Origin of the sequence: Erythrobacter sp. 3-20A1M, from assembly GCF_018636735.1 — a bacterium.
GTDB lineage: Bacteria > Pseudomonadota > Alphaproteobacteria > Sphingomonadales > Sphingomonadaceae > Alteriqipengyuania.
In genome coordinates this window covers 2550952-2576838 of record NZ_CP045200.1, presented here as the reverse complement: position 1 = coordinate 2576838, position 25887 = coordinate 2550952, and the positions used below count along the sequence as shown (strand labels likewise).

General features: G+C 61.4%; 21 protein-coding genes and 1 pseudogene. 10 read left to right on the top strand and 12 right to left on the bottom strand.

Going from position 1 to position 25887, the window contains the following annotated elements; genetic code table 11:
- Positions 1 to 72: 72 nt before the first annotated feature.
- From otsB to F7D01_RS12565, 5 genes are all read left to right on the top strand, one after another.
- The gene (gene otsB / locus F7D01_RS12580; protein WP_066850932.1) at positions 73 to 1647 is read left to right on the top strand and encodes a trehalose-phosphatase; all 1575 of its coding nucleotides are present in this window, start codon (positions 73 to 75) and stop codon (positions 1645 to 1647) included.
- Positions 1640 to 4066: a glycoside hydrolase family 65 protein gene (locus tag F7D01_RS12575; RefSeq protein WP_215227861.1), complete on the top strand. Its 2427-nt coding sequence runs from the start codon at positions 1640 to 1642 to the stop codon at positions 4064 to 4066. Before otsB ends, F7D01_RS12575 begins: the two co-directional genes overlap by 8 nt.
- A gap of 220 nt (positions 4067 to 4286) precedes the next feature.
- The gene (locus F7D01_RS15310; protein ID WP_251566827.1) at positions 4287 to 4490 is read left to right on the top strand and encodes a hypothetical protein; all 204 of its coding nucleotides are present in this window, start codon (positions 4287 to 4289) and stop codon (positions 4488 to 4490) included.
- A 9-nt stretch (positions 4491 to 4499) separates the two neighbouring features.
- Positions 4500 to 4814, top strand: coding sequence for a DUF302 domain-containing protein (locus F7D01_RS15305; RefSeq protein WP_256443743.1), 315 nt, complete (start codon positions 4500 to 4502; stop codon positions 4812 to 4814).
- 40 nt (positions 4815 to 4854) lie between these two features.
- Positions 4855 to 5253, top strand: coding sequence for a hypothetical protein (locus tag F7D01_RS12565; RefSeq protein WP_251566825.1), 399 nt, complete (start codon positions 4855 to 4857; stop codon positions 5251 to 5253).
- Between the two features lie 173 nt (positions 5254 to 5426).
- Here the strand turns inward: F7D01_RS12565 and F7D01_RS12560 are convergent, their stop codons facing one another.
- A complete protein-coding gene (locus tag F7D01_RS12560; protein ID WP_215227860.1) occupies positions 5427 to 6827 on the bottom strand; it encodes a sensor histidine kinase in 1401 nt (466 codons plus the stop codon).
- A gap of 430 nt (positions 6828 to 7257) precedes the next feature.
- On the opposite strand from F7D01_RS12560, the gene F7D01_RS12555 reads away from it, so the two are divergent.
- On the top strand, positions 7258 to 7878 hold the full coding sequence (locus tag F7D01_RS12555) for a DUF305 domain-containing protein (protein WP_215227859.1): 621 nt from the start codon (positions 7258 to 7260) through the stop codon (positions 7876 to 7878).
- A gap of 53 nt (positions 7879 to 7931) precedes the next feature.
- On the opposite strand, the gene pgk is transcribed toward F7D01_RS12555, so the two are convergent.
- From pgk to F7D01_RS12510, 9 genes and pseudogenes are all read right to left on the bottom strand, one after another.
- Entirely contained in the window at positions 7932 to 9146 is a 1215-nt protein-coding gene (gene pgk / locus F7D01_RS12550) for a phosphoglycerate kinase (protein ID WP_119083607.1), read from the bottom strand.
- A 175-nt stretch (positions 9147 to 9321) separates the two neighbouring features.
- A complete protein-coding gene (locus F7D01_RS12545; RefSeq protein ID WP_119083608.1) occupies positions 9322 to 10392 on the bottom strand; it encodes a copper resistance protein B in 1071 nt (356 codons plus the stop codon).
- Complete coding sequence (locus F7D01_RS12540; protein WP_119083609.1) at positions 10389 to 12140, bottom strand: copper resistance system multicopper oxidase; 1752 nt, start codon at positions 12138 to 12140, stop codon at positions 10389 to 10391. The genes F7D01_RS12545 and F7D01_RS12540 overlap by 4 nt, the downstream gene beginning before the upstream one ends.
- A gap of 165 nt (positions 12141 to 12305) precedes the next feature.
- Positions 12306 to 13379 (bottom strand): zinc-binding dehydrogenase, encoded by a 1074-nt coding sequence (locus F7D01_RS12535; RefSeq protein ID WP_119083610.1) that lies wholly within the window; start codon positions 13377 to 13379, stop codon positions 12306 to 12308.
- A 469-nt stretch (positions 13380 to 13848) separates the two neighbouring features.
- Positions 13849 to 15831, bottom strand: a complete 1983-nt coding sequence (locus tag F7D01_RS12530; RefSeq protein ID WP_215227858.1) for a cytochrome c/FTR1 family iron permease — start codon at positions 15829 to 15831, stop codon at positions 13849 to 13851.
- Positions 15832 to 15870: 39 nt separating this feature from the next.
- Positions 15871 to 16113, bottom strand: a pseudogene (locus F7D01_RS12525) (hypothetical protein); the annotation flags it as partial.
- 74 nt (positions 16114 to 16187) lie between these two features.
- Positions 16188 to 17551 (bottom strand): IS3 family transposase gene (locus tag F7D01_RS12520; RefSeq protein ID WP_371819605.1). Its coding sequence is split into 2 segments (ribosomal slippage): positions 16188 to 17201 and positions 17204 to 17551, totalling 1362 coding nucleotides; the frame shifts between segments, so codons are not numbered across the junction.
- Positions 17552 to 17603: 52 nt separating this feature from the next.
- Complete coding sequence (locus F7D01_RS12515; RefSeq protein WP_215227857.1) at positions 17604 to 19736, bottom strand: DEAD/DEAH box helicase; 2133 nt, start codon at positions 19734 to 19736, stop codon at positions 17604 to 17606.
- Positions 19733 to 20590, bottom strand: coding sequence for a WYL domain-containing protein (locus F7D01_RS12510; RefSeq protein WP_215227856.1), 858 nt, complete (start codon positions 20588 to 20590; stop codon positions 19733 to 19735). Before F7D01_RS12510 ends, F7D01_RS12515 begins: the two co-directional genes overlap by 4 nt.
- A gap of 409 nt (positions 20591 to 20999) precedes the next feature.
- On the opposite strand from F7D01_RS12510, the gene F7D01_RS12505 reads away from it, so the two are divergent.
- The 4 genes from F7D01_RS12505 to F7D01_RS12500 are packed head-to-tail and all read left to right on the top strand — an operon-like array spanning position 21000 to position 22576.
- Positions 21000 to 21647, top strand: a complete 648-nt coding sequence (locus F7D01_RS12505) for a S24 family peptidase (protein ID WP_215227855.1) — start codon at positions 21000 to 21002, stop codon at positions 21645 to 21647.
- 7 nt (positions 21648 to 21654) lie between these two features.
- Positions 21655 to 22080 carry a thermonuclease family protein gene (locus F7D01_RS15300; RefSeq protein WP_251566823.1) on the top strand — a complete coding sequence of 142 codons (426 nt, stop codon included), beginning with the start codon at positions 21655 to 21657 and terminating at the stop codon, positions 22078 to 22080.
- A complete protein-coding gene (locus F7D01_RS15295) occupies positions 22071 to 22379 on the top strand; it encodes a DUF5818 domain-containing protein (protein ID WP_251566821.1) in 309 nt (102 codons plus the stop codon). Before F7D01_RS15300 ends, F7D01_RS15295 begins: the two co-directional genes overlap by 10 nt.
- A complete protein-coding gene (locus tag F7D01_RS12500) occupies positions 22379 to 22576 on the top strand; it encodes a hypothetical protein (protein WP_215227854.1) in 198 nt (65 codons plus the stop codon). Before F7D01_RS15295 ends, F7D01_RS12500 begins: the two co-directional genes overlap by 1 nt.
- 33 nt (positions 22577 to 22609) lie before the next feature.
- Here F7D01_RS12500 and F7D01_RS12495 read toward each other — a convergent pair whose 3' ends face one another.
- Together F7D01_RS12495 and mobF are read right to left on the bottom strand one after the other, a co-directional pair.
- Positions 22610 to 22858 carry a hypothetical protein gene (locus F7D01_RS12495; protein WP_251566819.1) on the bottom strand — a complete coding sequence of 83 codons (249 nt, stop codon included), beginning with the start codon at positions 22856 to 22858 and terminating at the stop codon, positions 22610 to 22612.
- Positions 22859 to 22921: 63 nt separating this feature from the next.
- Complete coding sequence (mobF, locus tag F7D01_RS12490; protein WP_215227853.1) at positions 22922 to 25858, bottom strand: MobF family relaxase; 2937 nt, start codon at positions 25856 to 25858, stop codon at positions 22922 to 22924.
- Positions 25859 to 25887 lie beyond the last annotated feature (29 nt).

Below are 25887 nucleotides of genomic sequence, written 5' to 3'. Positions count from 1 at the left end.
TCACTCGAAGTAGGGCAGAGCGCTGATGCCGGTCATCGGTGGACCGCCGCAGAACGGAGACACAGCAAAGCGATGAGCCCTGGTCCGGCCGATCCGCATGAAGAGGGTTACGCGGCCTTCCTCTTTGACCTTGACGGCGTGGTCACCAATACGGCGCAGCTGCATGCAGCGGCATGGAAGCAATTGTTCGACGAATACCTTGCCCAGCGTACAAACCGGCGCGGCAAGCCATATCGAGCGTTCGGAGAAGAGGACTACCGACGCTTCATCGATGGCATGCCCCGATACGAGGGAGTGCGCAGCTTCCTCGTATCGCGCAAGATCAGCCTGCCCCATGGCGATCCTGCCGATCCGCCTGATCGCGAGACGATCTGTGGTCTCGGCAACCGCAAGAATCGTTTCTTCCAGGAGCAGCTGGCAGATAGCGGCGTAGAAGTCTTCGAAACCAGCGTTGCCTTCATCCGAGAGCTTCGCCGTCAAGGCGTGAAAACCGCTCTCGTCTCCTCAAGCAAGAACGCATCGGCTGTCCTCGATGCAGCCGGTCTGAAAGGGATTTTCGACGTGCGGATCGACGGCGTGGAAGCCGAACGGCTTTCGCTGGCAGGAAAGCCGCGGCCAGATACCTTTCTCGAAGCAGCGCGGCGCCTGGAAACGCCCCCGCAACACTCGGTTGTCATAGAAGATGCCATTGCCGGTGTAGCGGCCGGCAGGGCGGGCGGCTTCGGACTCGTGATCGGTATCGACCGGACCGGCGTTGCGGCTGCCATGAAAGCAAATGGTGCCCATATCGTGGTTGAGGATCTTGCCGAACTGGAGCTTCGCCCGATTCCTCCGATCCAGTATCATCAGACCGCCGATCTGCTGCCCGACGCCCTCTCCTGCACGGCCGGCATATGCGCACTATTTTCCAGAAAGCGTCCGGCCGTTTTTCTCGACTACGACGGCACGCTGACGCCGATCGTCGCCCGGCCAGAACTTGCCGTCCTGTCCGCCGAAATGCGGGGGATCCTCGCGGATCTTGCCTCGCATTGCCATGTCGCCATCGTCAGCGGGCGCGACCGCGCGGAGGTGGCTCGTCTGGTCGGCCTTGACGGTCTCGTCTATGCTGGAAGTCATGGCTTCGACATCGCAGGTCCCGATGGCTTGCATGAGGAGCATGAAGGCGCTTCCGCCTTTCTTTCGGCGCTGGACCGTGCCGAAGCACTGCTCCAGGCCGAGATTGGCGACATCGAAGGCGTTCTGCTCGAACGCAAGAAGTTCGCCATCGCTGTCCACTACCGTCTGGTGGCGCGAAGGCAAATCACGCGAATCAAACGCGCCGCGGAGACGGCGGCTGAACGCCATGGCCTGAGGCAAACGACCGGCAAGAAGGTTTTCGAGTTGCGTCCGGATTTGGACTGGGACAAGGGCAAAGCCGTTCTCTGGCTATTGTCCGCGCTCGATCTCGAAGCAGAAGACGTCGTGCCGCTCTATGTCGGCGACGACGATACGGACGAAGACGCGTTTGCCGCACTGTCAGGTCGGGGAATCGGCATCCTGGTCACGAATGCTGGCCGCCACACCTCAGCGCAGTATAAATTGTCGGGCACCAAGGCTGTCGAGCGGTTTCTGGGCTCCCTCTCTCGAAGGCTGGCGCGTCGTGGCTAGCTGGACCCTTGCCTATGAAGGCTTCGACCCGGACCAGGAAGCCTTGCGCGAGGCGCTGTGCACGCTCGGCAACGGCTATTTCGCAACCCGTGGCGCGGTGGAAGAGAGCGATGCGGACGAAACCCACTATCCCGGCACGTACCTGGCGGGCGGATACAATCGTCTGGTGACGGATATTGCCGGGCGGCCGGTTGAAAACGAGGATCTCGTCAACCTGCCGAACTGGCTCCCGCTCACCTTCCGGCCGGAGGGTGGCGAGTGGCTCAATCTGCCCAGCACCCAGATCCTTGTCTACCGCCAGGAACTGGACCTGGAACAAGGCGTGCTCCGGCGCGTAATGCGCGTGCGCGACCGCGAAGGGAGGGAAACGCGTCTCACCGCCCGCCGTCTCGTCCACATGGGTTCGCCCCACCTTGCCGCGATAGAATGGACGCTTGCACCAGACAACTGGTCGGGGGGCATCGAAGTGCTGTCCGCCCTCGACGGACGAGTGACCAACAGCGGCGTTACGCGCTACCGCCAGCTCGATGGCAAGCACCTCATCCCATTGATCGCCGAGGAATTCGGTGAGGATGGTCTTCTTCTCGTCGCTGAGACCAGCCAGTCGCGTATCCGGATCGCCGAGGCGGCCCAAACTCACGCTTACAGCAACAACGAAAGAATAAAAAGCGAGCGCCAGTTCCGGCAGGATCACGGTTATGCCGCTCACGCGCTCTCGTTCGAGGTAGCGGAAGGAAGCCCCGTCACGATTGAAAAGATCGTCGCGCTACACACCTCGCGTGACCGGGCTATTTCGAGTCCCGAGCAGGCGGCACGGAACACGCTGCGCAAGTCGGGCCGCTTTGCGGCGCTGCTCGAGGATCACACCCGCGCCTGGTCGCATCTGTGGCGCCGCTGCGACATCGTTATGGAGGGAGCACAGCGCACGCAGATGATCCTGCGGCTGCACATCTTCCATTTGTTGCAGACCGTTTCACCGCACAGCGTCGATCTCGACGCCGGTGTGCCCGCGCGCGGGCTTCATGGCGAGGCATATCGCGGTCATATCTTCTGGGACGAGCTCTTCATTTTCCCGTTCTTCAACCTGCGCATCCCCGAGATCACGCGTGCGCTGCTGTGCTACCGTCACCGCAGGCTACCTATGGCACGATGGCTGGCGAGCGAGAGCGGATACCGGGGCGCTATGTACCCGTGGCAGAGCGGCAGCGACGGGCGGGAGGAGACGCAGACGCTCCATCTCAACCCCAAATCCGGCCGCTGGCTGCCCGACAACTCGCACCTGCAACATCACGTCAATGCCGCCATCGCGTACAATGTCTGGCGTTATTACCAGGCGACGGGAGATCACGAGTTCCTGTCGTTTTACGGCGCGGAAATGCTATTCGAGATCGCTCGGTTCTGGGCGAGCATTGCAGTCTTCAACCCAATTCGCGGCCGATACGAAATCCGCAGCGTAATGGGCCCGGACGAGTTCCACGACCGCTATCCGTGGTCGGATACACCCGGGCTCGACAACAACGCCTACACCAATGTCATGGCAGCGTGGGTGCTCGGTCGCGCATTGGAGGCCCGCAACCACCTCGATGCTGAACGGCGGACCGAACTCGACGAATCACTCGGCCTCAGCGCGGAGGACCTCGCCGCCTGGGATGAGATCGGCCGCAAGCTGATGGTGCCGTTCCACGAAGGAGTGATCAGCCAGTTCGAAGGTTATGAAAGGCTGCTGGAGTTCGAGTGGGAGGCTTACCGAGAGAGGTACGGAGACATTCGCCGGCTCGATCGCATCCTTGAGGCCGAGGGAGACACCGTCAATCGCTACAAGGCATCAAAGCAGGCCGACGTGCTGATGCTGTTTTATCTCTTTTCGTCCGAAGAACTGGAACAATTGTTTAGCCGTCTTGGCTTTAACTTCGAGAGCGAGATGATCCCGCGAACCGTCGATTATTATCTACGACGAACTTCCAACGGCTCGACGCTGAGCGGGATTGTGCATTCCTGGGTTCTGGCCCGATCGGACCGAGCGGAATCCTGGATGCAGCTGAAAGACGCGCTGGAGAGTGACATTGCCGATGTTCAGGGAGGTACGACCCCAGAGGGCATTCATCTTGGTGCCATGGCCGGCACGGTTGATCTGATCCAGCGCGGGCAGACCGGACTGGAAATTCGCGATAACACGCTGCGGCTCGATCCTTGCCTACCGCACGAGCTGCAAGGCCTGAGCTTTCGCATTCGCCACCGCGGTCAATGGCTCGATGTCGAGATCAAATGCGGCCGCGTCAACGTGTCTGCATCCGAGAGCTGGGATGGACCGAGCCGGCTTGTGATTGGCGGCAAAAGCTATCCTCTGGGCGCGGGCGAAGTCCGTCAGGTCGCTTGCCATTACCCACAGCGTGGTGATGATCGGGCTGAAGGCGGCTAAGCGTGATGATCAACCGGAATGACCTACGATTTCGAACTGGGCGCCCCCAGCAAGCATGGTGCCGAGCTCGTAGCAGTTTGGAGTTCGCTCCGGCAAACCTCTCAGCAAGTTGCCCTCTTACCCGGACCTTGCCGCCCCGATTGGCCGACCTGGCCGAACCGCCGCCTGTTGCCGGCGCCGCGTCGTCGGATCGGATGACGCATAGCTCTGTGGGCCGCACGTGCATGACCATCTCCATCGGCATGATCCGGCACTATTCGGCAACCAGGCCGACCATAACAACGCAGGAGAAACGGACGTGAGCTATTATTTTGCCAAGACCATCGAAGCAGGAGACATCGAAGCCGCGCACGAGCGCGTGAAGGCGGCGCTGCAAGAACAAGGGTTCGGTATTCTCACTGAGATCGACCTGCAAGCAACGTAAAAGGAAAAGATCGGCGCGGACTTCCGGCCTTACCGTATCCTTGGCGCATGCAATCCAAGCCTGGCGCACAAGGCACTGCAGGCCGAGGACAAGATCGGAACCATGCTGCCCTGCAATGTCATTATCCAGCCGGTTGGTGCCAAGGCGTTCGAGGTCGCTGCGGTCGATCCGGTCGGCTCGATGCGGGCGGTCGAAAACGAGGCGCTAGCAGAGGTCGCTACGGGTGTGAGGGATAAATTGAAAGCGGTGATAGCGGCGCTCTCACAATGGCTCGATAGGCCTGTTTACCCCCTGAGAAATGTTCCAAGGAGAATGCCTATGTAAAGAAGATCCACGATCGACCCCCTGGAACGAAGAGGAAATAATGATGAAACGGACACTCTTTACAGCCGCACTTGCCGCCGCGCTTGCTTCGTCGCCCGCCATTGCACAGCAGGCTGAACATCAGCACGGCGCTACAACCGCTCAGGCTGGTGAACCGGACCACAAGGCCGGCATGATGATGGGGTCTCAAGCGATGCAAGAGCACCGTCAGAAGATGGAGGAAATGCGTGCACTTGTGCAGAAGGCGCGCGCCGCCACCGCTCCCGCCGAGCGCCAACGGCTGATGGCCGAGCACCAGCAGAAAATGCAGGAACACATGGCAAGCATGATGCAAGGCGACCATTCCGCCATGATGCAGGCATGTCAGGAGCGCATGGCGATGATGCATGACATGATGGAGCAAATGGCGGCTCAGCAGAGCGAAATGTCCCACCAATAGCGACCCGATTACGAGCCGCCGCGCCGGTAAAACGGCACGGCGGCCGATCGGGCGTCCAGTAGGAAGTCGCGGAAACGCAGCTCGAAAGACTGTCTCGCCATGCTTCGCGCTCGGGGCTCATCGACGCGATAATCGTCTGTTGTTTGTTTCCATGGCGCCGCGGCAGGAGCTATTCAATTCTCGGCGGCGTCGAGCGGCACCATTATGCGGCAGAGCAGGCCGCGGGGGAGATAGTCAAATTTAACTGTTCCGCGCAGAGATCGCGTGAGCGATGTTTCGATCAGGGTGCTGCCAAAGCCGCGGTGTGTTGGCGGAGATACGGGCGGACCGCCGCTCTCTCTCCATTCCAGTGTCAAAAGACGGCTTCCATCTCCTTGCTCAATACCCCATTTCACCTCCACGACACCCGTCGAGACGCTCAGGGCGCCGTATTTCGCGGCATTGGTAGCCAATTCATGCAACACCAATCCGACTGAAAGCCCCATCTTCGCGTCGAACGAGATCGGTGGACCCTCGAGCACGACATTGGTGCCGTCCGCGTTCCGGAAAGGCTCCAACTCACGAAGGATCTGATCAAGCAGAGTGGTGCGGCTCTCGCCACCCTGCGTCAGGTTCAGGCTCTTGGCGATCGCGCCAAGCCGCCCCTGCAGCGCTTGCTTGTAAGCGTCCACGGAGCTGGTACCACGGGACGTCAGACTCACCACGGACTGGACCAGCGCCATCATGTTCTTCATGCGGTGATTCAACTCGGCGGCGAGCAGGCGGCGTTGCTCCTCGAGTTCTCGCCGCTCGCTCACATCGAAGGTGACGCCTACCATAGTCTCGGCTTCTCCGGCCCGCCCCCACAAAACCGCTCCCTGCCCGGCTACCCAGCGGGACGACTCTTCCCGGTCGAGAACCCGGAATTCACGGGCGAATTCGCCATCCTTCGCAATTGCTCTATCGAGAACTCGACGCAGCTCTGGCAGATCGTCCGGGTGAACTTTTGCAAAAGCGTCATCGACATTTAGCGGTCCCTGTTCGCTCAGACCCCATAGGTGACGCATGGCGCCGTCTCCGACGAGTTCGTTGTTCTGCAGGTTCCATTCCCATGTGCCCATGCGCCCCCCCTCCAGCGCGAGGCGCAGGCGGCTTTCGCTCGCTGCAAGCTTACGGTTGTGAGCCTCGAGTTCCTGCTCAAAACGCCTGCTCTCCGACACGTCTCGGATCACGACCGTGAGGGTAATCCTCCCATCGAGCACATGCCGGGATAACGTGGCTTCCACGGGGAACTCTTCCCCATTCTTGCGTCGGCCGAGAACCTCCCTGCGATGCCCCATGATACGCCGGGTTGCCTCGGAACCAGCCGCGAACGCTTGGACGTCGCTGACATGTCTGGCATGGAAACGGCTGGGAAGAAGGATCTCGATCGCTTTACCAAATATCTCGTCGGCATCGTAGCCGAAAATCTCTTCAGCTGCGCGGTTGAAAAGCAGGATGTGTCCGCTTTCGTCTGTGCTGACGACACCATCGCCAATCAGCGCAAGAATATCCGATCCTGAAGCTGCTGATGCAGGATGGTTTCGGCCGACCATGGATCCCCTCCCGATGTGGCCATCTACATGAAAAGTCGGCATGTCTTGCCCCCGTCCCACGGCAATGCCAAGAGCTATCGGGCCATCGCACTGAAGAGCTTGGGAGCCGACATGAAAGCTCATCATGGAAATGGTCGCTTCGAGGCCTCCTGTCCGGAGAGAGCTTCAGAAGCGCGCTGTTGATCCCGATCTACCGCCCCCCGGTCCAGACATCGTGAACGCGTCATTTGACTGCCGGCAGAGATGGCAGGACGCGATTGTCTCCCATCGACAAAACCCCCGATGAAACCGGGAGCCAACTTTCCGCGCGCCAGCCCAAAAATATCATCTATTCTGATGCCCCGAGTTTTCTGGAGGTACACAAATCCTGTGACGAACGAACACCGGGGGGATAAGAATATAAGCCAGTGAAATCGTCAGATCGGCCGATATGAAGAAACGACTGTACGCACGGCAGATTACGGCAATTTGCTTGTTGATAACGGCCGCTTGTGACCGCACGGGGGCCCAGATCGGCGGCGATCCCTCCGAGGTCATTTCACATGATCTGGGGCCATTCTTCCCGGCCGAAACCGCCATGTACGACAGCATGAAAGCCGCCATCGGAACGAGCTCGGGCGACAATTGGGTAAGAATGATGATTGCGCACCACGAGGGCGGAGCGGCACTGTCGCGGGTGCTTCTTCAGGAAGATCCACCTCCTGAAATCCGGGCGCTGGCAATACACACGGTGCGAGCGCAGGAACGCGCAGTCCGCGAGCTTGAGAAGCTGCTGCGCGACGGGCCTATTGATGTCGAGAGCGCGCTGGTCTTCCTACGGCCGATACAAAAAATGCACGATGCAACCACTGGCGTTTTCGGTCCCGATGTGTCCAGGGTCTGGTTGAGGAAGATGATCGAACATCATCGCGGCGCGATAGAAATGTCCAATATCTTACTGAAGCAACCTGGCGTTCCCAGTGACACGGCCAGTGCGGTCCGGATGCTCAGGAACGAGCAGGCTAAGGAGATGAAGGTTCTCGAGCGTGCGCGGGAGGGAACGGAATCCTAGAGGTGCGACGGAACGAAGTCCTAGACGGTTGTGTGCACATTTTGATCTCACCTTCATCGTCGCAGCGCCACGATGCCGGGCAAAGCCTTGCCCTCTAGCCATTCGAGGAACGCTCCACCTGCGCTCGACACGTAACTGAACCGGTCGGCAACGCCGGCATGATTGAGCGCCGCGGACGTGTCACCCCCGCCCGCGACTGCCCGAAGTTGCCCGGCATCCGCCAGATCGGCGATCGCCCGGGCGAGAGCTACCGTTCCCTGGTCGAAAGGCGGAACCTCGAACGCTCCAAGCGGACCATTCCAGACGACGGTCCGCATGTGCTTCAGCGCCTTCTCAAGAAGCGCTACTGTCGCGGGACCGACGTCGAGGATCATGTCGTCTGCGCGGACCCGCTCAACCGAAATCGTACGCGAGACGGCACCGGCGCTCAACTCGGTGGCTACGACCACGTCGATCGGCAGGAAAATCGCGCAACCGGCTTCGTTGGCACGGTGGATAACCTCACGGGCATTGTCCAGCATTTCGCGTTCGGCCATCGATCTGCCTATCGGCCGGTCCTGGGCAGCCAGAAAAGTGTTGGCCATCGCACCCCCAATCCCGAGGCCCTGTACCTTAGCGACCAAATTGACGAGGAGATCGAGCTTGGTGGAAACCTTTGCTCCGCCGACAAACGCGAGCACCGGACGATCCGGGTTCTCGAGAATCAAGCTCAGGGACTCGAGCTCAGCCTGCAGAGCGCGCCCTGCCACCGCCGGCAGCACGTGCGCGATGCCCTCCGTCGATGCATGGGTACGATGCGCTGCGGAAAATGCGTCATTGACGTATATGTCGCCGAGGTTCGCGAACTGCGCAGCCAGCTCCGGATCGTTGGTCTCCTCACCCGGATGAAACCGCGTGTTCTCCATAAGCAGCACGTCGCCCGGTGCCGCGGCTTTGACAGCCTCTTTCGCTTGGCCGTCGCGCCAGTTCGTCGCGACGAAACCAACCGGCATGCCCATCGCTTCCTCCAGCGCGCCCGCGACCGGCTCGAGACTCATATCGGCAACCACCTTTCCCTTCGGACGCCCCAGGTGCGAAAGGAGGACAACTTTCGCGCCCTTCGCGATCAGTTCGCGAAGCGTAGGGATAATGCGCTCGATCCGGGTGGCATCGGACACGACCCCTCCCTCCACAGGCACATTGAGATCGACCCTGACGATCGCGGTCTTGCCGCCAAAGCAGATGTCATCGAGAGTTCGCAACGATGCGGCAGAGGAGGGCCCGGCCATAATGTGCGCCTTTCATTCTGTTTGCGAACGGGTGGAAAATCTCCACGCTCAGTACAAAATTTGTTCCGATCGCCTTATCAGCTTTGCTCGGCCGAAGAACTGGCCGAGACCGCCACTGCAATTGACGATCCGGCTCATACTCGAGAATATTCGCTTCCCAGCAGAGGCTTGCGTGTCAGAACCATAGACGCACGCCAACGACGAAACTGGTGACGCTCGGATCCTCTCCGGCAGCCCTGGCATAATCGGCGCTTTGGCCAAGCCGCCACTCCTGATCGATCCCGATATAAGGCGCAAATTCTCGCACGAACTCGTATCGCAAGCGCAAGCCGGCTTCGATCCGGTCGACGCCGGCGCCTATCCCGAGCTCTGGAATGTCCTGCGCTGCGAGGCCTATCTCGGCGCGCGGCTGCAGGATCAGCCGCTGGGTGAGACGCTGGTCAAGCTCGCCCTCGATACGCGCGGTGACATCACCTTTGTTGGAAACGAAGGCGGCCGCATCGACTTCGAAAAGGTAAGGCGCAAGGCCTTGGATGCCAACGACTGCGTGCGTCCGGTCGGGACCGGCAAGATCTTGTCGTACACCCGCTTGCAGATCCCACCAGGGGCCAATTGCGTGGCTCCAGAGCGCCTGCACTTCAGCCGATTCCGGCTTCTCGCCGAAGACGCCTTCACCTTCGCTCTTGAACCAGAACTTGTCGATATCGCCGCCGTAATAGCCTTGAACATCCCACAAATATCCATCTTTGCCCTGGCGGGCGCGATATTCCGTCCGGTCAGCGATGAACCAGAAGACGGGCAGGCCGCTGACCACGCGCGCCACGGCTGCGCGCGAAGCTGCCATGGTTTGGGAGCCGACGAAGGCGTCGGCCGCATAGGCAGGGCCAGAAAACGCCTCCGGCGGCGGCGGAGCTTCCGGGATTCCCGCAACTTTATCCATCGCGCCATGGGCAGAGTGATCCATGGCGCCCTGGTCCATCTCCATGGCGCTCGCGGGATCGTGGCTGACGGCGCCCGAATCCATTCCCCCCGGCTCGCCCTCCTGCTGATGATCCATCGACCCGTGATCCATCGGCGGCAGCGCTGTGGCTGCCTGAACTTCACTTCCCTGTTCGGGATGCGCCGAATGCGGCGGCGCCTTATCTGGTGCATCTGCTTGCACTTCGTGGCGTTGGTGCGCCTCATGGTCTTGTGCGTATGCAGGAGCTGCCGAAGCCAGCAGAAGAATGAACGCTCCAGTCCTCATTGCCCAACCTCCCCGTTCAGAGGGCGGACGGTGACGACCTGAAACATGCCGTTGTGCATGTGGTAGATCAGGTGGCAGTGGAATGCCCAGTCGCCAGGCTCATCGGCAGTCAGATCAAAAGTTGCACTGCTTCCTGGCTGGACCGTAAGCGTATGCTTGAGGGGCTGAAAACCGTCGTGGCCATTCACCAGTTCGAAGAAGTGGCCGTGCAGATGGATGGGATGCGCCATCATCGTATCGTTCACCAGACGCACACGGACGCGTTCGTTGAACGCGAAGCGAATGGGGTCATCGGTGACGGCAGAAAACTTCTTCCCGTCAAACGACCACATGTAGCGCTCCATGTTACCGGTCAGATGAATCTCGACCGAGCGCGAGGGCCGGCGCTGATCCCTGTTCGGTTTGGCCGCCACCAGGTCCTTGTACGTCAGCACGCGGTGGGAGACCTTGTCGAGCCCGGTACCGGGATAGCCCATGCGGTCGACCGGATTCATCGCCACCATGTCGAGCCCCGGACCGACCTTTACGTCCGGTGGCAACTTCGATGTGTCGCGCATGCTCATTCCGTCCATCGCCATCGCACCCATTGGCGCAGACTGCGCGCCTCCGACGCCTTCATGGTCCATCGAGCCAGGTTCCATGTCGCTCATGCCCATATCGGCCATTGTCAGCAGCGGCGGCGCGCGGAGTTCAGGGACGGAAGCGCGCGCGCCCGGTCGGGCCGCGAACATGGCCAGCCCCATCCCGGTGCGATCCATTGCTTCTGCGATAAAAGCAAAGGCATCGCCATCTCTCGGCTCGATGATGACATCGTATGTTTCCGCGTTGCCAATCTGGAACTCGTCCACCTCGAAGGGGCGGACATTCTGCCCGTCTGCGGCGACAACTGTCATCGGCAATCCGGGAATCCGCACATTAAAATAGGTCATCGCGGCGCCGTTGATGATTCTGAGGCGGATTCGTTCACCCGGGCGATAGGCAAATTCCAGCCCGTCCTCGGGACCATATCCGTTGACGAGGAAGCTGTAGGTCGACCCGGTCACATCGGAGATGTCGGTCGGCATCATTCGCATGCGCGCCCACATCCTGCGCGTCGCACCGCTCAGCGGATAATTGTCGGTTGCAGTGGTTTTGTTGTAGTTGAAATAGGCGTCGGCCACCTTGAGCTTTTTCATGATCGTATGCGGGTTCATCGGCGACCAGTCCGAGAGCATGAGGACATAGTCACGATCATAGGCGAAAGGTTCAGGCTCGGCCGGATCGATGATGATGGGGCCGTAATGTCCCATTGGCTCCTGCAACGTGTGCGCGTGCCACCAGTAGGTCCCTGCCTGCCGGACCGGGAATTCGTAGCGGAAGCGGTCGCCGGGCTTGAGGCCGGCCATCGATACGCCCGGAACACCGTCCATTAGGAATGGAACCAGCATGCCATGCCAGTGGACCGAGGTATCTTCCGAGCTGTTGTTGAGCAAATCGACGACGAGATTCTGTCCCTCTCTCAGACGTAACAACGGTCCCGGGATCGTTCCATTGACCGTGACAGCGGGACCATGACGAGTCCCCGTCTCGAAAACGGCGTCGGCCACCGTCAGGCTTAGATAGTCTCCCGACAGGACATCGCTCCCGCGACGGGCAAGAGTTCCCCCAATCGCTCCGCGCGCCCAAGCCGGAATGGCGCCCACGATACCCAAGGCACCGAGCGAAGCGCTGCCTGCGGCCAAAAACTTTCGTCGATCAATTGATGTCATCTATTATCTCTGCTGGCTGTCGGTCGTGCGTTTTCTGATTCGTGAGTTGGCAAACACCCTTTGATTGCCCTCGCCCATGATCCAGATCAAAATATCCATTGATTGTATCGGCTTGCTCTTGGCCAAGTCCCAAAGCCCGGGGCCTATGGAGAGAGGTGGGCTCATCTAAGGTGTGATTGCCACTTTGAGGACACCGTCACGCTGGTGGGCAAAGAGTTCATAGGCCGCTTCGATGTCGTCGAGCTTATAGCGATGGGTAACCATGGGCCGGAGGTCTACCCTCCCCGCCGCCACGACCTCGATGAGCCGGCGCATGCGTTCCTTTCCGCCCGGACACAGCGTCGTTACGATGCTGAGATCGCCAAGCCCGGCGGCGAACGCATTCAGCGGGACCTTGATATCCGCGGAATAGACGCCAAGGCTCGAAAGCGTTCCGCCTGGACGCAGCACCCTCAGGCATGCCTCGAATGTTGCCTGGCTTCCGAGTGCCTCGATCGCGACGTCCACCCCGCGCCCGTCGGTCAGGCGCAGTATCTCGTTCACGGGATCGAGGGTGCCGGCGTCGATCACGGCATCAATGCCCAGCGCCCTGGCGGTGTGGAGACGCGCGGGCAAGCGATCGACTCCAATGACGAGGGTTGCCCCGGCAAGCTTCGCCCCGGCCGCAGCGCAGAGGCCAATCGGCCCCTGCGCGAATACCGCGACGGTATCACCGATCCGGACGCCGCCTCGCTCTGCGCCCCCAAAGCCCGTCGACATGATATCCGGGCACATCAACACCTGCTCGTCCGTCAGACCGTCGGGTACAGGGGCCAGGTTAGCCATGGCGTCCGGCACCAGCACATACTCCGCCTGGCAGCCGTCGATGGTGTTTCCGAGCTTCCATCCACCGATCGGTTTCCAGCCATGGCGAGCGCCCGCCCCGTCTTGCGAATGAAAGCCTGCAAGACAGGCGTTGCTGTGGCCGCTGGGGGAGATCGCGCCTGCGATTACCCGCTGACCTTCCTGGTACCCCGTGACGGCCGAGCCCAGCTTTTCGATAATCCCGACCGGTTCGTGTCCAACGGTGAGGCCGGGGACAACCGGGTATTCGCCTTTCAGAATGTGCACGTCGGTGCCGCAGATGGTGGTTGTGGTGATCCGCACAAGCGCATCGAGTGCCCCGACTTCCGGAATCGGCTTCTCATCGAGGACAATTCGCCCCGGCTCCACGAACACCGCTGCCCTCATCTTCGCCATGATCGTCCTTTTCTTTGTGCACACGCACCTCTTGCGAGGACACAAAGAGATGTACCAAGCCCGCGCAACGCGTACTGATCGGCAAATTTTTGCTGGCAGGCGTTTCCGTGCACAAGGCCACAGACGCTTGTCGAGACGTGATATTACAGCTTTCGGAGCTGTCATATTCCCGGCGAAAAATCGCCAAGATCAGGTTTGATGGAAATCGCATTGTAGGACCCGATTAGCTAACGGCCTCCAGTGGTCCGTGCAGCGAAGTCCGAGCGGGGCAAGACCAATAGCCGGTCTTCAAACAATTTTTGCGGATAGGCCCCTGAACCGAAGAACTTTCGCTTTCATAACCAGTGTGACTCCGTGTCGCCGGTAGGTAAGCGTGATGCTGGACGGTCGGATTTGCCGCTAAGCTGGCGCCGCGCCAGAGCGGCGGCCGCATCGAGCCGCAGTCTTAAATCGTCAGGAAGGCAGCGCATCAGTCTGCGGCCACTCGGCGACGATTGACCGCAAAGCCGAGGACAAGCGCGACAAGGACGAGAATCTGCGCCGCGATCGTCTCGAGCGTGGGGAAAAGGCCGATGATCGAAAGTCGCGGCACGAACGATAGCGGCGCGATATCGATCCAGCCTGCCTCCTGCAATGCGGCGACACCCTTGCCCGCGAGCACCACTGTCAACGCGGCCATCAGCCAGGAGCTGTAGCGGAAGAAGCTGGCGATCGGCAGTTGCCGGCTGTACCGCAGCATCGTCCACGCGAGGCCGGCGAGCACGAGCACGGCGGCGACCGTTCCAGCAAGCATTGCCGCTCCGTTGCCCTGCGACCACAAGGCGGCAAAGAACAGGATCGTCTCGAACACCTCGCGGTATACGACGACGAAAGCGAGGCCGAACAGCAACCAGCCCGACTGGCCGCCCAAGGCCCTGGCGAGCTTTTCCTGAATATACCTCTGCCACTGGCCGGCCTGCGCCTTGCCGTGCATCCAGATGCCCACCGACAGCAGCACGACCGCCGCAAACAGGGAGCCGAACCCTTCGGTCAGCTCGCGGCTCGCGCCGCTGATGCCGATCGCATAAGTGGCCACCAGCCAGGTCGCTCCTCCGGCAACGAGAGCGCTCGTCCAGCCGCCGTGAACGTAGCGCAACACGTCCTTGCGGTCCGCCTTCTCCAGAAACGCCAGCATCGCCACGACGATGAGCAGCGCTTCGAGGCCTTCGCGCAACAGGACGGCAAACGCGCCGGCGAACGTGGTGACGGCGCTCGACGCGCCGGGCGCGAGGGCGCGCTCGGCGTCATCGAGGAGCGTATCGATTGCTCCCGCCTGCGTCGCCAGGGCATCGGGCGCTATTCCGTCGCCGATCGCTGCCCGGAACGCGCCCATGCGCGTCTCGATATTCGCCATCAGTCCGGCGTCCTTGGCGCTGAGCAGCGGCTCGATGGGTTCGAAGCCGTCGAGATAGGCCGACAGAGCGAGCGCCTTGGCCCGTTTCCTGTCTCCGGAGCGGTAGGCGTCGACGCTTTCGCCGAGCCTGGCGCGGGTCGTGGCGATGGCTTTGCCGGCATCGCCCGAAGGCCGCGCCGTCACGGCTTCGGGATGGCCGCGGAGATAGGCCATGACGGCATCGGCCCGCGCCTGTCCGATCTGCTCGCCCAGCGCTTCGGGGGTGGTCGTGACCAGAGCCTTGAGGTCGGGAATTCTGGCGCGAATGTCGGCGCTGCTCTGCCACAACGTTTCGCCGCGGCGGACATCGGCCTGTGAAAAGGCGAACGCTCCGGCGCGGAAGGCGAGCGCCCAGCGATCCTCGGCAGAAAGGTCGCGAAAGCTCTGCATCGCGGTGCCGTCGATCCCTTGAGAGATGACCTGCTCGAGTGCCGCGAGGCTGCGCTTGCGCGCGCGGGCGGTGTCGGTGAACGCAACGGGCGGCGTTTCGAGCCCGGCAGCATCGGGTCCCTTGCCGTTGCCGCTCGCGCCATGGCAGGCGGCGCAATTATCGGCGAAGAGAGCAGCACCACGCGCGACGTCCGGCGCCGTCGAAGGCGCGACCGGGACGGGATAAGCCTCGAGCAGAACGCCGGAGATCGTCTGAGAGGTCGCAGCTATCCGCGCCGCTGGAGCTTTCGCGGCGATCTGGTTGCGCAGGACGCGCGCCTCGCGGACCAGCTCGGCCTTCTTCGGCCGGTCGGGCAGTGCACCGATCTCGTCTGCGATTGTGGCCGCGAACTCCTGCATCTCGGCATATTCGCCCTCGCTGGCGATCTTGCCCCCCGACACCGCGCCCTCGTAGTCGACCGCGATGTAATCGAGGAGCTTCCACGTGGTGCCGACCCTTTGCGCGGTTGCCGGATCGAGCGTCTGGGCTGCCGCAGGCGACGCCGTGAGCCCCGAAGCTACGACAGAGAGCAGGATTGCCAGAAACACGCCCAGACGGCGCACCATGAGATTCGATCCGAGACTCGTCATGTGGCGCGCCTACACCCTGAAGTCGCTACAGGGTCAAGGCTATTGCGACGCATTCTTAGAATGGACCTCGACCAATGTGGCGGACGAACCTGACGCTTCGGCGAGATCGCGCAGTGCATGCCTCACGATCTGCCATCCGCCAGACAGACCGAGCGCCGCCATGATCGCGGCGACGATGAGATCGGGCCAGGCCGTGCCGGTCCCGAATACACCCGCGGCAGCGGCAACTACGGCCACGTTGCCGATGGCGTCGTTGCGCGAGCAAATCCAGACTGAACGCCGTGTCCGTCGTCAGAACATTCGGCACAACTCGCGGCGTAGATTAGCGGAGTGCGGACCTCGTCAGGGGGTTGATGTTAGGCGGCGAACTTGCGGTGCTGCAAGCGCCGATGTTCGATGGTCTGTCGCTTGATCCTTTCGCGCAGTTTGATGATTGCCGGAGCCCTGCCGAAGTAGGCGTCGGCAGGCGTCACATTGGCCAGGCTCTCGTGGTATCGCTGGTGATTGTAGTGCTCGACGAAGGCCTCGATGTGAGCTTCGAGGTCGCCGGGCAGGAAGTAGTTTTCCAGCAAGATGCGGTTTTTCAGGGTCTGATGCCAGCGCTCGATCTTGCCCTGGGTCTGCGGGTGTAGCGGGGCACCGCGCACATGGCTCATCTTCTGGGCCTCGATGTATTCCGCCAGTTCGCCGGCGATGTAGCTGGGGCCATTGTCCGACAGCAGCCTTGGCTTGTGCAGCACCGTGGCGCTGTCGCAGCCCGATGCGGCCAGTGCCATGTCCAGCGTGTCGGTCACGTCCTCGGCGCGCATGTTGGTGCACAGCTTCCAGGCGATGATGTAGCGTGAGAAGTCGTCGAGCACGGTCGACAGGTACATCCAGCCCCACCCGATAATCTTGAAGTAGGTGAAGTCGGTCTGCCACATCTCGTTCGGCCGGGTGGTCTTGGTGTGGAACTGATCGGCGGCCTTGATCACCACATAGGCCGGGCTGGTGATCAGGTCATGGGCCTTCAGAAGGCGGTAAACCGTGGCTTCCGACACGAAGTAACGCCTTTCGTCGGTAAAGCGCACCGCCAGCTCCCGTGGGCTCAGCTCGGACTGCTCCAGTGCCAGTTCGATGATCTGATCAAGGATGTCAGGCGGGATCCGGTTCCACACGCGGCTCGGTGCCGATGGCCGATCTTCCAACGCCTCCGGTCCGCCTTCGAGGAACCGGTCGTACCAGCGGTAGAACGTCCGGCGTGCGATCCCCAGCTTGTCGAGGGTGAGCTTCGCCGGCAGATGCGACTGCTCGACGATCCGGATGATCTCGAGCTTCTCGGATGCGGGATATCTCATTCGTCGTCGCCCCCATCCGCGATCATGCTTTTTTTGAGCAGACGGTTTTCGAGCGTCAGGTCGGCCACGCATTCCTTCAAAGCGCGGGCTTCGCGGCGCAGGTCCTGCACCTCGCCGCTGGTCGCGGCACGAGCCGTGTCACCCGCCAGGCGCCGCTTGCCCGCTTCCATGAACTCCTTCGACCAGGTGTAATACAGGCTCTGGGCAATGCCTGCCTTGCGGCATAGTTCAGCAATGCTGTCTTCGCCACGCAGCCCATCGAGCACAATGCGGATCTTGTCTTCGGCCGAAAAATGCCGCCGGGTCTGCCGCCGGATGTCCTTCACCACCCGCTCAGCAGGGGCCTTGGCAGGCGATTTTTTCAAGGAGGATTGGGGCTTCATCTTCGTTCCTTCGTCACTGCGACGAAGCCCCAATCCTCCTTAATTCACAACCTCAAATCTGTGCCATTGGCGCTGACGGGGAACACTGGACGACGGACGGCGTGTCAGCGAATACACACTCCTCAGGGCGAGAGAGGCGCTCGATCATGGCCGTGGCGTAGGTGAACGTGTCTTTGAAGAGACGAGGAGGAGCGAGATCTGCGGCCACCTCCGCCTTCCGGGGGACTGGGGTCGCATAGTCACCGAAAAGGGCGGCGAACTCATCGTCTAGGGACAAGTGGGTCGCAGCCTCCGCAGCCCGCGCGTCCATCTGCACCTCGAATGCGTCGGCGCCGATCCCTGCGGCGACGGCCTCGGCGACCACGGTCTCCTCTCCCTCGGTGTGCCCGGCGCCTAGGAAAACCGCCGGATCCCCGACCCCCTCCTGAGCCGCCACATCCTTGGCGACCAGCTTCTCGAGCACCCACATCTGGCGAACCTTCGGATGGGTGCTCTCCCCGACGAAGTAGGTGATCTGGGGTGGCCGGTCCTGTCCGTATCGGTCGATGCGCCCGTTCCGCTGCTGGAAACGCAGGAGAGACCAAGGCAAGTCGAAGTGGATTAGCCGGTGGCACTGAAAGTGCAGATTGAGTCCCTCGGACGCCATGTCGGAGGCGATCAGGATCCGGACCGGGGACCGCTCCTGCCCGAATGCCTCAATCACCTGCTGGGTCCGGACGTCCGCCTCGACGCTGCCCCCGTCGACCCGGGCCACCTGCTCCTCCGATAGACCCAGATCCACCCGCAGCCGCTCAGAGAGCCAGGAGACGGTGGCAATCCGTTCGGAGAAGATCACAAGTCTGTCTCGTGGGTCTCTTCCGGTCCAGCGCAGGTCGCGCAACAGCTGCAGGAGATCCTGATACTTGCTGAAAGCATCGGTATCGATTGCATCTACCTGGCCTGCCAGAGCCAGTAGCCGGTCCCGGTCCTCCAGAGTGCCGCGGGCAGTCCCATTCTCGATTCCCCGGATGCGCCGCTCAAGGGTTTCACGGCAGGCAGCCGGGCTCGAGAAGATCGCCTTGGCGAGCGTCGTCCGGAACAAGTCGATCGCACGTCCCCGGGACGACTCCTCGTCCAAATCGAGATGCAGGTCCGCGACGGATTGATAAGCGAGCTCCTCCTGGGGGCTGAGCGGGAAAGAACGGCGGAACAGCTCCCGCTTCGGAACCTCGCGGCCGATATCCGCGACCACCTCGGGGGAGGACCGAAACCGACGCACCACCAGATCCTCAATGTCGCTCCGGTGCAGGCGGGACGGGTCGGGGACTCGGGTCGGGTCCAGCATCTCGATCAGGCTGGCGAAGCTCTCCTGGGACCCGTCGTGCGGGGTAGCGGTCAGCAGAAGGAGCGAGTCGGTCCGGCGCGATAGAAGCCGGGCCAGATCGGCTCGTTGGGAGTTTGTCCCCGTCGTATTTTTTCGGACCGCAGCGTTGTGGGCCTCATCAATGATGATCAAGTCCCAGTAGGAGTGCCGGATCGCGTCCCGGATCTGCGCATCCCGCTTCAGTGTGTCGATCGAGACAATCGACCGGTCGAACTGGTCGAAGACGTTGTAGTGGGCCGGAATCCGGTTCCGCATCCGCCGGATCGCCGCGCTGTCGAGCCGGGCAAGCGGGATTGAAAAGCGGGTCCAGAATTCCTTTTGGAACTGGGTCAGCATTGCCCGGGTGGTGACCACGAGTATCCGGTTCGCCCGCCCACGCAGAGCCAATTCGGAAGCGATAAGCCCGGCCTCCAGCGTCTTTCCGAGGCCAACATCATCTGCGATCAGAAGCCGGACGCGATCCTGCGCAAGCGCCCGCTCAACCGGCAGATGTTGGAACGTCAGGTTATCGATCGCCGCTCGGCCAAGTGTGATGGGGCGTCGGGTCGTAGTCGGCGTGTGGCGGAATGCCGCCTCGATATGCAGCTTGATGTCATTGAGCCCCGGGGACGTGTCGGGGACGAGGTGGACCCCGGTCGGATCCAGCACGCGTGCATCCTTCTCAAGGTTCCAGACAAACCGGGCCTCCTTGTCGCGAACCAAACCGGAGAGGCCGCGACAATGTACTTCGCTGTACCCAAGCTTTAGCGTTGAGGTGCCGAGCACCTTCCAAGTCGCTGAGCGCAGCTCGATTACGGCCCCGGGCTGAGGTGTGGAATTCATAGGGAGCCCCCCGTGATTTCGGCCCGATTAAGTAGAATTATCTGCTGATCCTGCGGACGCCGGGCAGCCGGGTCGGTATCGAGCCCGAGCCGCTTGAGCGCGTAATAGAGGAGCGCGCGCTTGACCGGAATCACGGCCTTGCCGCCTTCCATTCCGTAATCGAGCTCGATCACCTTGCGCTGCCCGGCGCTCAGTTCAGGGTGGGGCGCGATGACGAGGTCAATATCACTGAGCCAATCATGATCGCGCGAAGCTGTCCCCTCGCTAGCCTTGCTCGCCCGCGTTTCACCGATGCGGGACAGGACGAAGTCCTTGAACTGCCCGCTACGGACGCAATGCGCTCGGGCGTGCCACCTGAACCCGTCGAAGACCAAGGCATGCGGCGCGATCCAGCGCCAAGACGGCTCCGGCGAGGACATCGACTGGTAGAGGACTTCGAGTGCTTCCTTGCGCTTCATCGCGGTCACAACCGCTCGGAGAATGGGGGCAGACACACCGCGGGCAGGTGTTGGCGCGCAAGCAAACCCCGGAACGCTGCCGATCCAGGCATCGTCGGGAGTAATGATCCCGTCAGCGATCGACCGGATTTGAGTGAGATACCGCTCGGCGTCAGGCTTATGGAAGATTGGCTTGAAGGAAGAGCTTCGCACATAGGTCCGTGCGCTTTTGTCGTAGACCATGTTGGTCTCGGCTAGCCCCAGATATCTGTTGAGATCGGCTGACGCCTGATTGATCGAAACCCCGAATGTCTCGACGATGTCGCTTCGGTTTACGTGGCCTTCCCAGAACAACCGGAATTCAATGAATTCCAGCCTGCTCTCGACCCCTCTTCGTAATCTTGATTCGACGTCCATGCCCCGTAGCCCCCACAAAAGCTGGACTGACCAGTTTCTGTATGGGCACACCTACTGGACGGATGTAATTAAAGCAATGCGAATCTAACCCGCCGACACGTCAACACGATCCGAGAGCGTGGACGCAACTCCCTCTGTAGACGCGAGAAAATTAAGGACGCGTTGCGTCGTCTTGCGCCTCGGCCGACGCCCTTCGCGAAGATCCTGAACAAACCGTGGGTCCCCGACTGCCTGCCTACCAAACATGCTGGCCTTCGTACCACTTCGCGCCAAATAGCCCTCAATCTGGTCCAGGAGCTCCATCGCCTTCGACTCGCTTTCCGCTTGTGTTCTTGTTATGTTCTTATTAGGAAGACTTCCTAGAGTCTAGGATCGAAATTCCTAGACGGATGCGATAGGACCCGCAGCGATGGAAGATGCACGCAAAGCCCTGGACGATCTGATCCAGCAACGAGGCTGTAATTACTCCTCAATCTCCCGCCTTCTTGGACGCAACGCGGCCTACATCCAGCAATACATCCGCCGCGGCAGTCCCCGGCAACTGGACGAGCAGGACCGCTCTGTGCTCGCCCGCTTTTTCGGAGTAGACGAGAAGATCCTCGGTGCGCCCGAACGGCGATCCGGCCCGGTCGTCGAACTGGTCCATGTCCCGGTTCTCGATGTCGAAGCCTCGGCGGGGCACGGCGCTTTGGCCGAAATGGAATCCAAATGCGCCCAGTTCGGGTTCGACGAAAAGTGGCTGCGCCGTCTGACCGCAAGCAAGGCGACGAGCCTTTCGATCATCGCCGTGCACGGGGATTCGATGGAGCCAACGCTGCATGACGGCGATGAAGTAATGGTCGATCTCAATGATGGGCAGTCGCGGCTGCGCGACGGGATCTATGTTCTGCGCATGGACGACATGCTCAGCGTCAAGCGGGTCGCAATCGAGCCGCAAGGCAAGCGGGTCTCGGTGCTTAGCGACAATCCGGCCTATCCCAGTTGGCGCGGACTGGAGAAGCGGACGATCAATATTGTCGGCCGCGTGCTTTGGTTCGGCCGCGCGCTCGCTAGGTAGCTCGCCAATGCTTGCCCTCCTCGCTGCCTCGATCGTCGCTGCCGGCCAGACCTTTACCTGCACACCCACGCATGTCTGGGATGGCGACGGACCCATATGGTGTGCCGAAGGCCCCCATGTCCGCATCGCCGGGATCGCCGCGCGCGAAATGGATGGAACATGCCGAACCAACCAGCCCTGCCCCGACGCGTCGGCTATCGAAGCGCGTGACGCTCTCGTCGATCTTCTTGGCGGCCCTCGCGGGACCAGCTCGACAGGGCACGTCGTGGTTCGTGGACCGAGATTGACATGCCGGTCGGAAGGTTCGGCCGGCGGCAACCGGACGGCTGCCTGGTGCCGACTGCCGAACGGAGCCGATCTCTCCTGCTCGATGATCCAGACACGCACGGTGCTGCGTTGGGATCGCTACTGGAAAGGGCCTGCATGCCGCTAAGCCCGGAGCTCTATCTGACAGGCCGTCTTGTAGAAGGCCCCTTCGGACTTGAACTGCATTCAGGCGGCGGCGTGTGGGAGCTCGACACCGGGCGTGGAGCACGTCGGTTGCTAGGACGCGAAGTGGAAGTCTGCGGACGCCGCGCCGGGTTCAACGAGCTCATCTGCGATCAGATCTGGCCAGCAGGACAACCCCGCCCTCCTCGCTCCAAATTCAATGTAGAACTTCTCTTGGCGTGCAGTGTCGTGGGCTACGGTTTGATCGCGTTCCTCCTCGGCCTTGTTGGACGTCTCGGCTGATGCTGAGCGATTGGGAACTCTGGGCCTGTGCCAACCAGGTTCTGAAATCCCACGGTGAGAATGCACCGCTTCATGTCGCCGAGCAGATCGGCGCGCTCGCGCTGGCGCAGGACGAGGCGGGCATTGCCACCTGGAAAGCCATCGCCAAACGCGTGGCAGAGCTGATGGGAAAGGATCGCCCGACGCGCCTTCAATAAGCCAGTATTACCTCAGCCACATCTCAATGCTGGTCAGCCCATCGGCGAGAGATCGCCCGGAAAGAGAGTGGGCTGAGAGCTCCTGCCGGCATTCCCCTCTCCTTCGAGCTCCAAACCCTGCATGCGTTCGACCAGGTGGCGCGCGAGATCGACACGAGCATTGCGCTGGATTCGCGGGTCGTCAGCACCGAGCCCGACAAGCGTTGCTTCGGACGCAACCGCAAGCGCGACCTCGATGTGCGTAAACAGGATCTCATCGGCGATTCGGGACATGCTCGCCATGAGAACAAAAGAAGAACTAATAGTCAACTGGTGCCATATGGACCTATGCGGATAGACGCTGCGTCAGATCCCGATTTCGAAGGGCTTGGTGATCGAGCGATCGAGCTCGGGCGGCTCGCGGGCCGGTTCTTGCGAACGATCGGGCGCCTTGCCCTTAGCCTGGCCGGTTGCTGCCGCATCGCGCAGCTGATTGACCGTTTCGAGCGCTGAGCGTTTCATTCCCGGATTGCGCTCAACAGCTGCTTCGAGCTTGCCCGCATTGTCGACAAACAGGGTCAGACCATCGCGCAGGCGGGTGATCGTCACGAGAAATGTCTGCTGGTTGGCAAGATTGCGTTCGCGGCTGTCCATGACGGCAATCCCGCGGTCAGAGGTTAGACCCTGCGCCATGTGCGCATTGAGCGCGTAGGCAAGATCAAGACGCTCGAGCATGGGGTCGCGCAGCCCCAGCCGGTGTTCGGCGCCAAGGGAGGTTTTCACCATAACACCCTTCCCATCAACCGCCACGATGCGCGCCTGATCGGCGTTGAGCAGTCCGCGCTTGTGATCCGTCGCCGTCCAGCGGATGCGGTCGCCGTCGTGGATCTCGAGTGGGCGAACCTCAAACAGGCGCAGCGGATCCTGCTCACCCTGCGGTCGCATCTGGCCCGGCCGGAATTCAAAGCGCTTGCCCCGCTCGTTCTGCAGCATCACGCGTTCGCGGGTCGGATCGGTTTCGATCACGTCATAGCGGCCCTTCTGCAGCCCCTGCCCCCTTTGCCGACGATCGACTTCGAGCACCATGCCGGCCGCATAGCTGCGCGAATAGCGCATTTCCTCACGCGTAAGGTTGACGCGCGACAGCACAGTGAGACCCAAGGAACCCGGTCCCAATTCGCCATTGGCCTTGAGCCCGATTTGGACTGCTTCATTCACCTGTCCGCGCAAATTGCGACCCGAGGCATAGATAGCGGTCACCTCCCGCTCTGCAGGCGAAAGCGATAGCCAGGCCGCCGCGGCGTCGACGGCAGCTGTATTTCCCGACGCGACGACATGCGGGCCAAGGTGTCGCAAGGCCTCATCGATATGTCCGCCCTGCGCTGCATATTGAGCATCGCGCAGCGCCTTATCGCGGGCCCGGAGATTGGTGTTCATGGTGGCCGTTTCGACGCCTGCTTGCTGCATGACGTCGAAGGGTTTGCCCGCATCGACAGCGCCCAATTGCTTCCTGTCCCCGATGCTGGCGAAGCGGTCTAGCTGGAGCAGGTTGGCGAGGCGCACGAGCTTTTCCTTGTCGGCATTGCTGACCATCGAGGCTTCGTCGAGCAGCACCGTGGTGCCGCGCAGAGACGCGCGAGCTTCGGCAAGCCTCGCCTGGTCTGCTCCTTCCAGAAGGCCCTGATGTTGGCGTAGAAAGCGCGCGACCGTCATCGAGGGAATGCCGGTGTCACGTTCAAGCATCTGCACGAGCGTGTTCTGGACTGCGAGCCCGAGTACGGACCTACCTTCCTCGCGCAAGATGTCGGCAACGGGTTTGAGGACGGTACTCTTGCCGGCGCCAGCTACGCCTTGAATAGCGACAATTCGGTTATGCGAAGCGAGAAGCAGGCGCCCTGCCCCCTCCTGGCCAGGGTTCAAGGTCAGGCCATATTTGAGCTGAGAGAGCGCCTGTAGCCGCCCTCCGGCCACATCAGCTTCGACCACCGCAGTCCCATGTCCTCGGCCACATTCGACGGCCGCAATGATGCGCTGCTCGAGCCCGATTGCATCGCGGGTTGTAACAAGATTGCGATCTGCACCCTTGCCTTTTTGCAGGTGGCCCTGGCGAAGTAATTGGTCGACGCGGTGTTCGATATCGTCAAGAGTTGTGGGCAAGGCAAAGCCTAGTGCTGTGCGATATATCTCAGTCCGCGAGAACGCCGCCTCCCGCTCGCCCAAATGCCGGATTGCCGATGCAACCGCATGAACGGCGGCGATCTGTTCAGGCGTCCGGCGCTCCATGTCGCGAGGCACAAGCGGGTCGCCCTGACGTAGCCCCAGACGCTCCGCGAAGGTCGCAGCCAATAGGCGCGCCCGCTGACCGATCGATCGGACCGAATTTCCAATTTCGGAGACGGAGCCAATGTCGGTGGCGGCCCGTGCATTGGCCTGTGCAATGACAAGCCTCGGATCAAAGCCCAACTGTGCCGCTGCCTCGCGCCATTGATTCACGAGAGCCTGGCGGTCCGCCACTGGTCCCTTATCCGCGCGGGTCATCAATGTGGCTGCATCCAATGCGGCCGGACCTTTTGCCTCCATGGTCGAGTATGCCTCGAGAATCTCGGTGCGGCGCGAACTGAAGGCGTCACGAACGGGTTTTGGGACGCCCACCGCTTCGAAATTGCCATGCTTGCCGTATTCGCCAACCTGGTATCCGAGCTTTTCTACCGCCAAGCGGAAGCGCGCCATTGTCATGGCGTTGAGCAGCGTGTTGTGCTCCCAGATCTTGTCATTTCTCAGCGCTCGCCATTTGCCATCGGGGCCCTGGGTTACATTGGCAACCACCGCGTGAAAGTGCGCGTTGGGCTCCTGATTACGGTTCGTATCGTGCTGGAAAAGCCCGATCACGAGATTGCGCGTCGCGACCACCCGTTCCTTGCCTCGGACGTCCATGCGGGTTTCGGCGAAATTCTTTTCAGCCCAGGCCAGAGTCTCGCGGACGGCCGCGCCATAGGCATCGAGGATACGCCTGTCTCCGCCGACGAGGGCAAGGATTGACCAGCTCTTGGGCATCGAAAATGTGAGATCGGTGCCGGCACGATGGGCCCTGTTGTCGCTCCCGACACGGCTTCCATCGGGCAGCATGCCGTTGAGCACGGCCTCGAACTGCGAGGCTTCGATAACGCCTCGCAGTCCAAGCGTCTCCGCGCCTTTGCCAAGCCACTGACCAGATCTCTCGGCATCGGCGCCGGTATAATAATTGTCGGCGGCAAAGTAGTTGGCAGCGCCGCTGGCGGTACGGACATTGGCTACAGAGAGCATCAGGCGTCACTCCGCCAGGCGGCGTCTGC

Excerpts from the sequence above, each read along its gene's own strand:
- F7D01_RS12510 (WP_215227856.1), bottom strand. The coding sequence starts at position 20,590 with ATGGACGTCGAATCAAGATTACGAAGAGGGGTCGAGAGCAGGCTGGAA.
- F7D01_RS12505 (WP_215227855.1), top strand. The coding sequence starts at position 21,000 with ATGGAAGATGCACGCAAAGCCCTGGACGATCTGATCCAGCAACGAGGC.
- F7D01_RS12545 (WP_119083608.1), bottom strand. The coding sequence starts at position 10,392 with ATGAGGACTGGAGCGTTCATTCTTCTGCTGGCTTCGGCAGCTCCTGCA.
- F7D01_RS12515 (WP_215227857.1), bottom strand. The coding sequence starts at position 19,736 with ATGAATTCCACACCTCAGCCCGGGGCCGTAATCGAGCTGCGCTCAGCG.
- F7D01_RS12495 (WP_251566819.1), bottom strand. The coding sequence starts at position 22,858 with ATGGCGAGCATGTCCCGAATCGCCGATGAGATCCTGTTTACGCACATC.
- F7D01_RS15295 (WP_251566821.1), top strand. The coding sequence starts at position 22,071 with ATGCCGCTAAGCCCGGAGCTCTATCTGACAGGCCGTCTTGTAGAAGGC.
- F7D01_RS12535 (WP_119083610.1), bottom strand. The coding sequence starts at position 13,379 with ATGGCGAAGATGAGGGCAGCGGTGTTCGTGGAGCCGGGGCGAATTGTC.
- F7D01_RS12500 (WP_215227854.1), top strand. The coding sequence starts at position 22,379 with ATGCTGAGCGATTGGGAACTCTGGGCCTGTGCCAACCAGGTTCTGAAA.
- mobF (WP_215227853.1), bottom strand. The coding sequence starts at position 25,858 with ATGCTCTCTGTAGCCAATGTCCGTACCGCCAGCGGCGCTGCCAACTAC.
- F7D01_RS12565 (WP_251566825.1), top strand. The coding sequence starts at position 4,855 with ATGATGAAACGGACACTCTTTACAGCCGCACTTGCCGCCGCGCTTGCT.
- F7D01_RS12555 (WP_215227859.1), top strand. The coding sequence starts at position 7,258 with ATGAAGAAACGACTGTACGCACGGCAGATTACGGCAATTTGCTTGTTG.
- F7D01_RS15300 (WP_251566823.1), top strand. The coding sequence starts at position 21,655 with ATGCTTGCCCTCCTCGCTGCCTCGATCGTCGCTGCCGGCCAGACCTTT.
- otsB (WP_066850932.1), top strand. The coding sequence starts at position 73 with ATGAGCCCTGGTCCGGCCGATCCGCATGAAGAGGGTTACGCGGCCTTC.
- F7D01_RS12560 (WP_215227860.1), bottom strand. The coding sequence starts at position 6,827 with ATGGTCGGCCGAAACCATCCTGCATCAGCAGCTTCAGGATCGGATATT.
- F7D01_RS12540 (WP_119083609.1), bottom strand. The coding sequence starts at position 12,140 with ATGACATCAATTGATCGACGAAAGTTTTTGGCCGCAGGCAGCGCTTCG.
- F7D01_RS12530 (WP_215227858.1), bottom strand. The coding sequence starts at position 15,831 with ATGACGAGTCTCGGATCGAATCTCATGGTGCGCCGTCTGGGCGTGTTT.
- pgk (WP_119083607.1), bottom strand. The coding sequence starts at position 9,146 with ATGGCCGGGCCCTCCTCTGCCGCATCGTTGCGAACTCTCGATGACATC.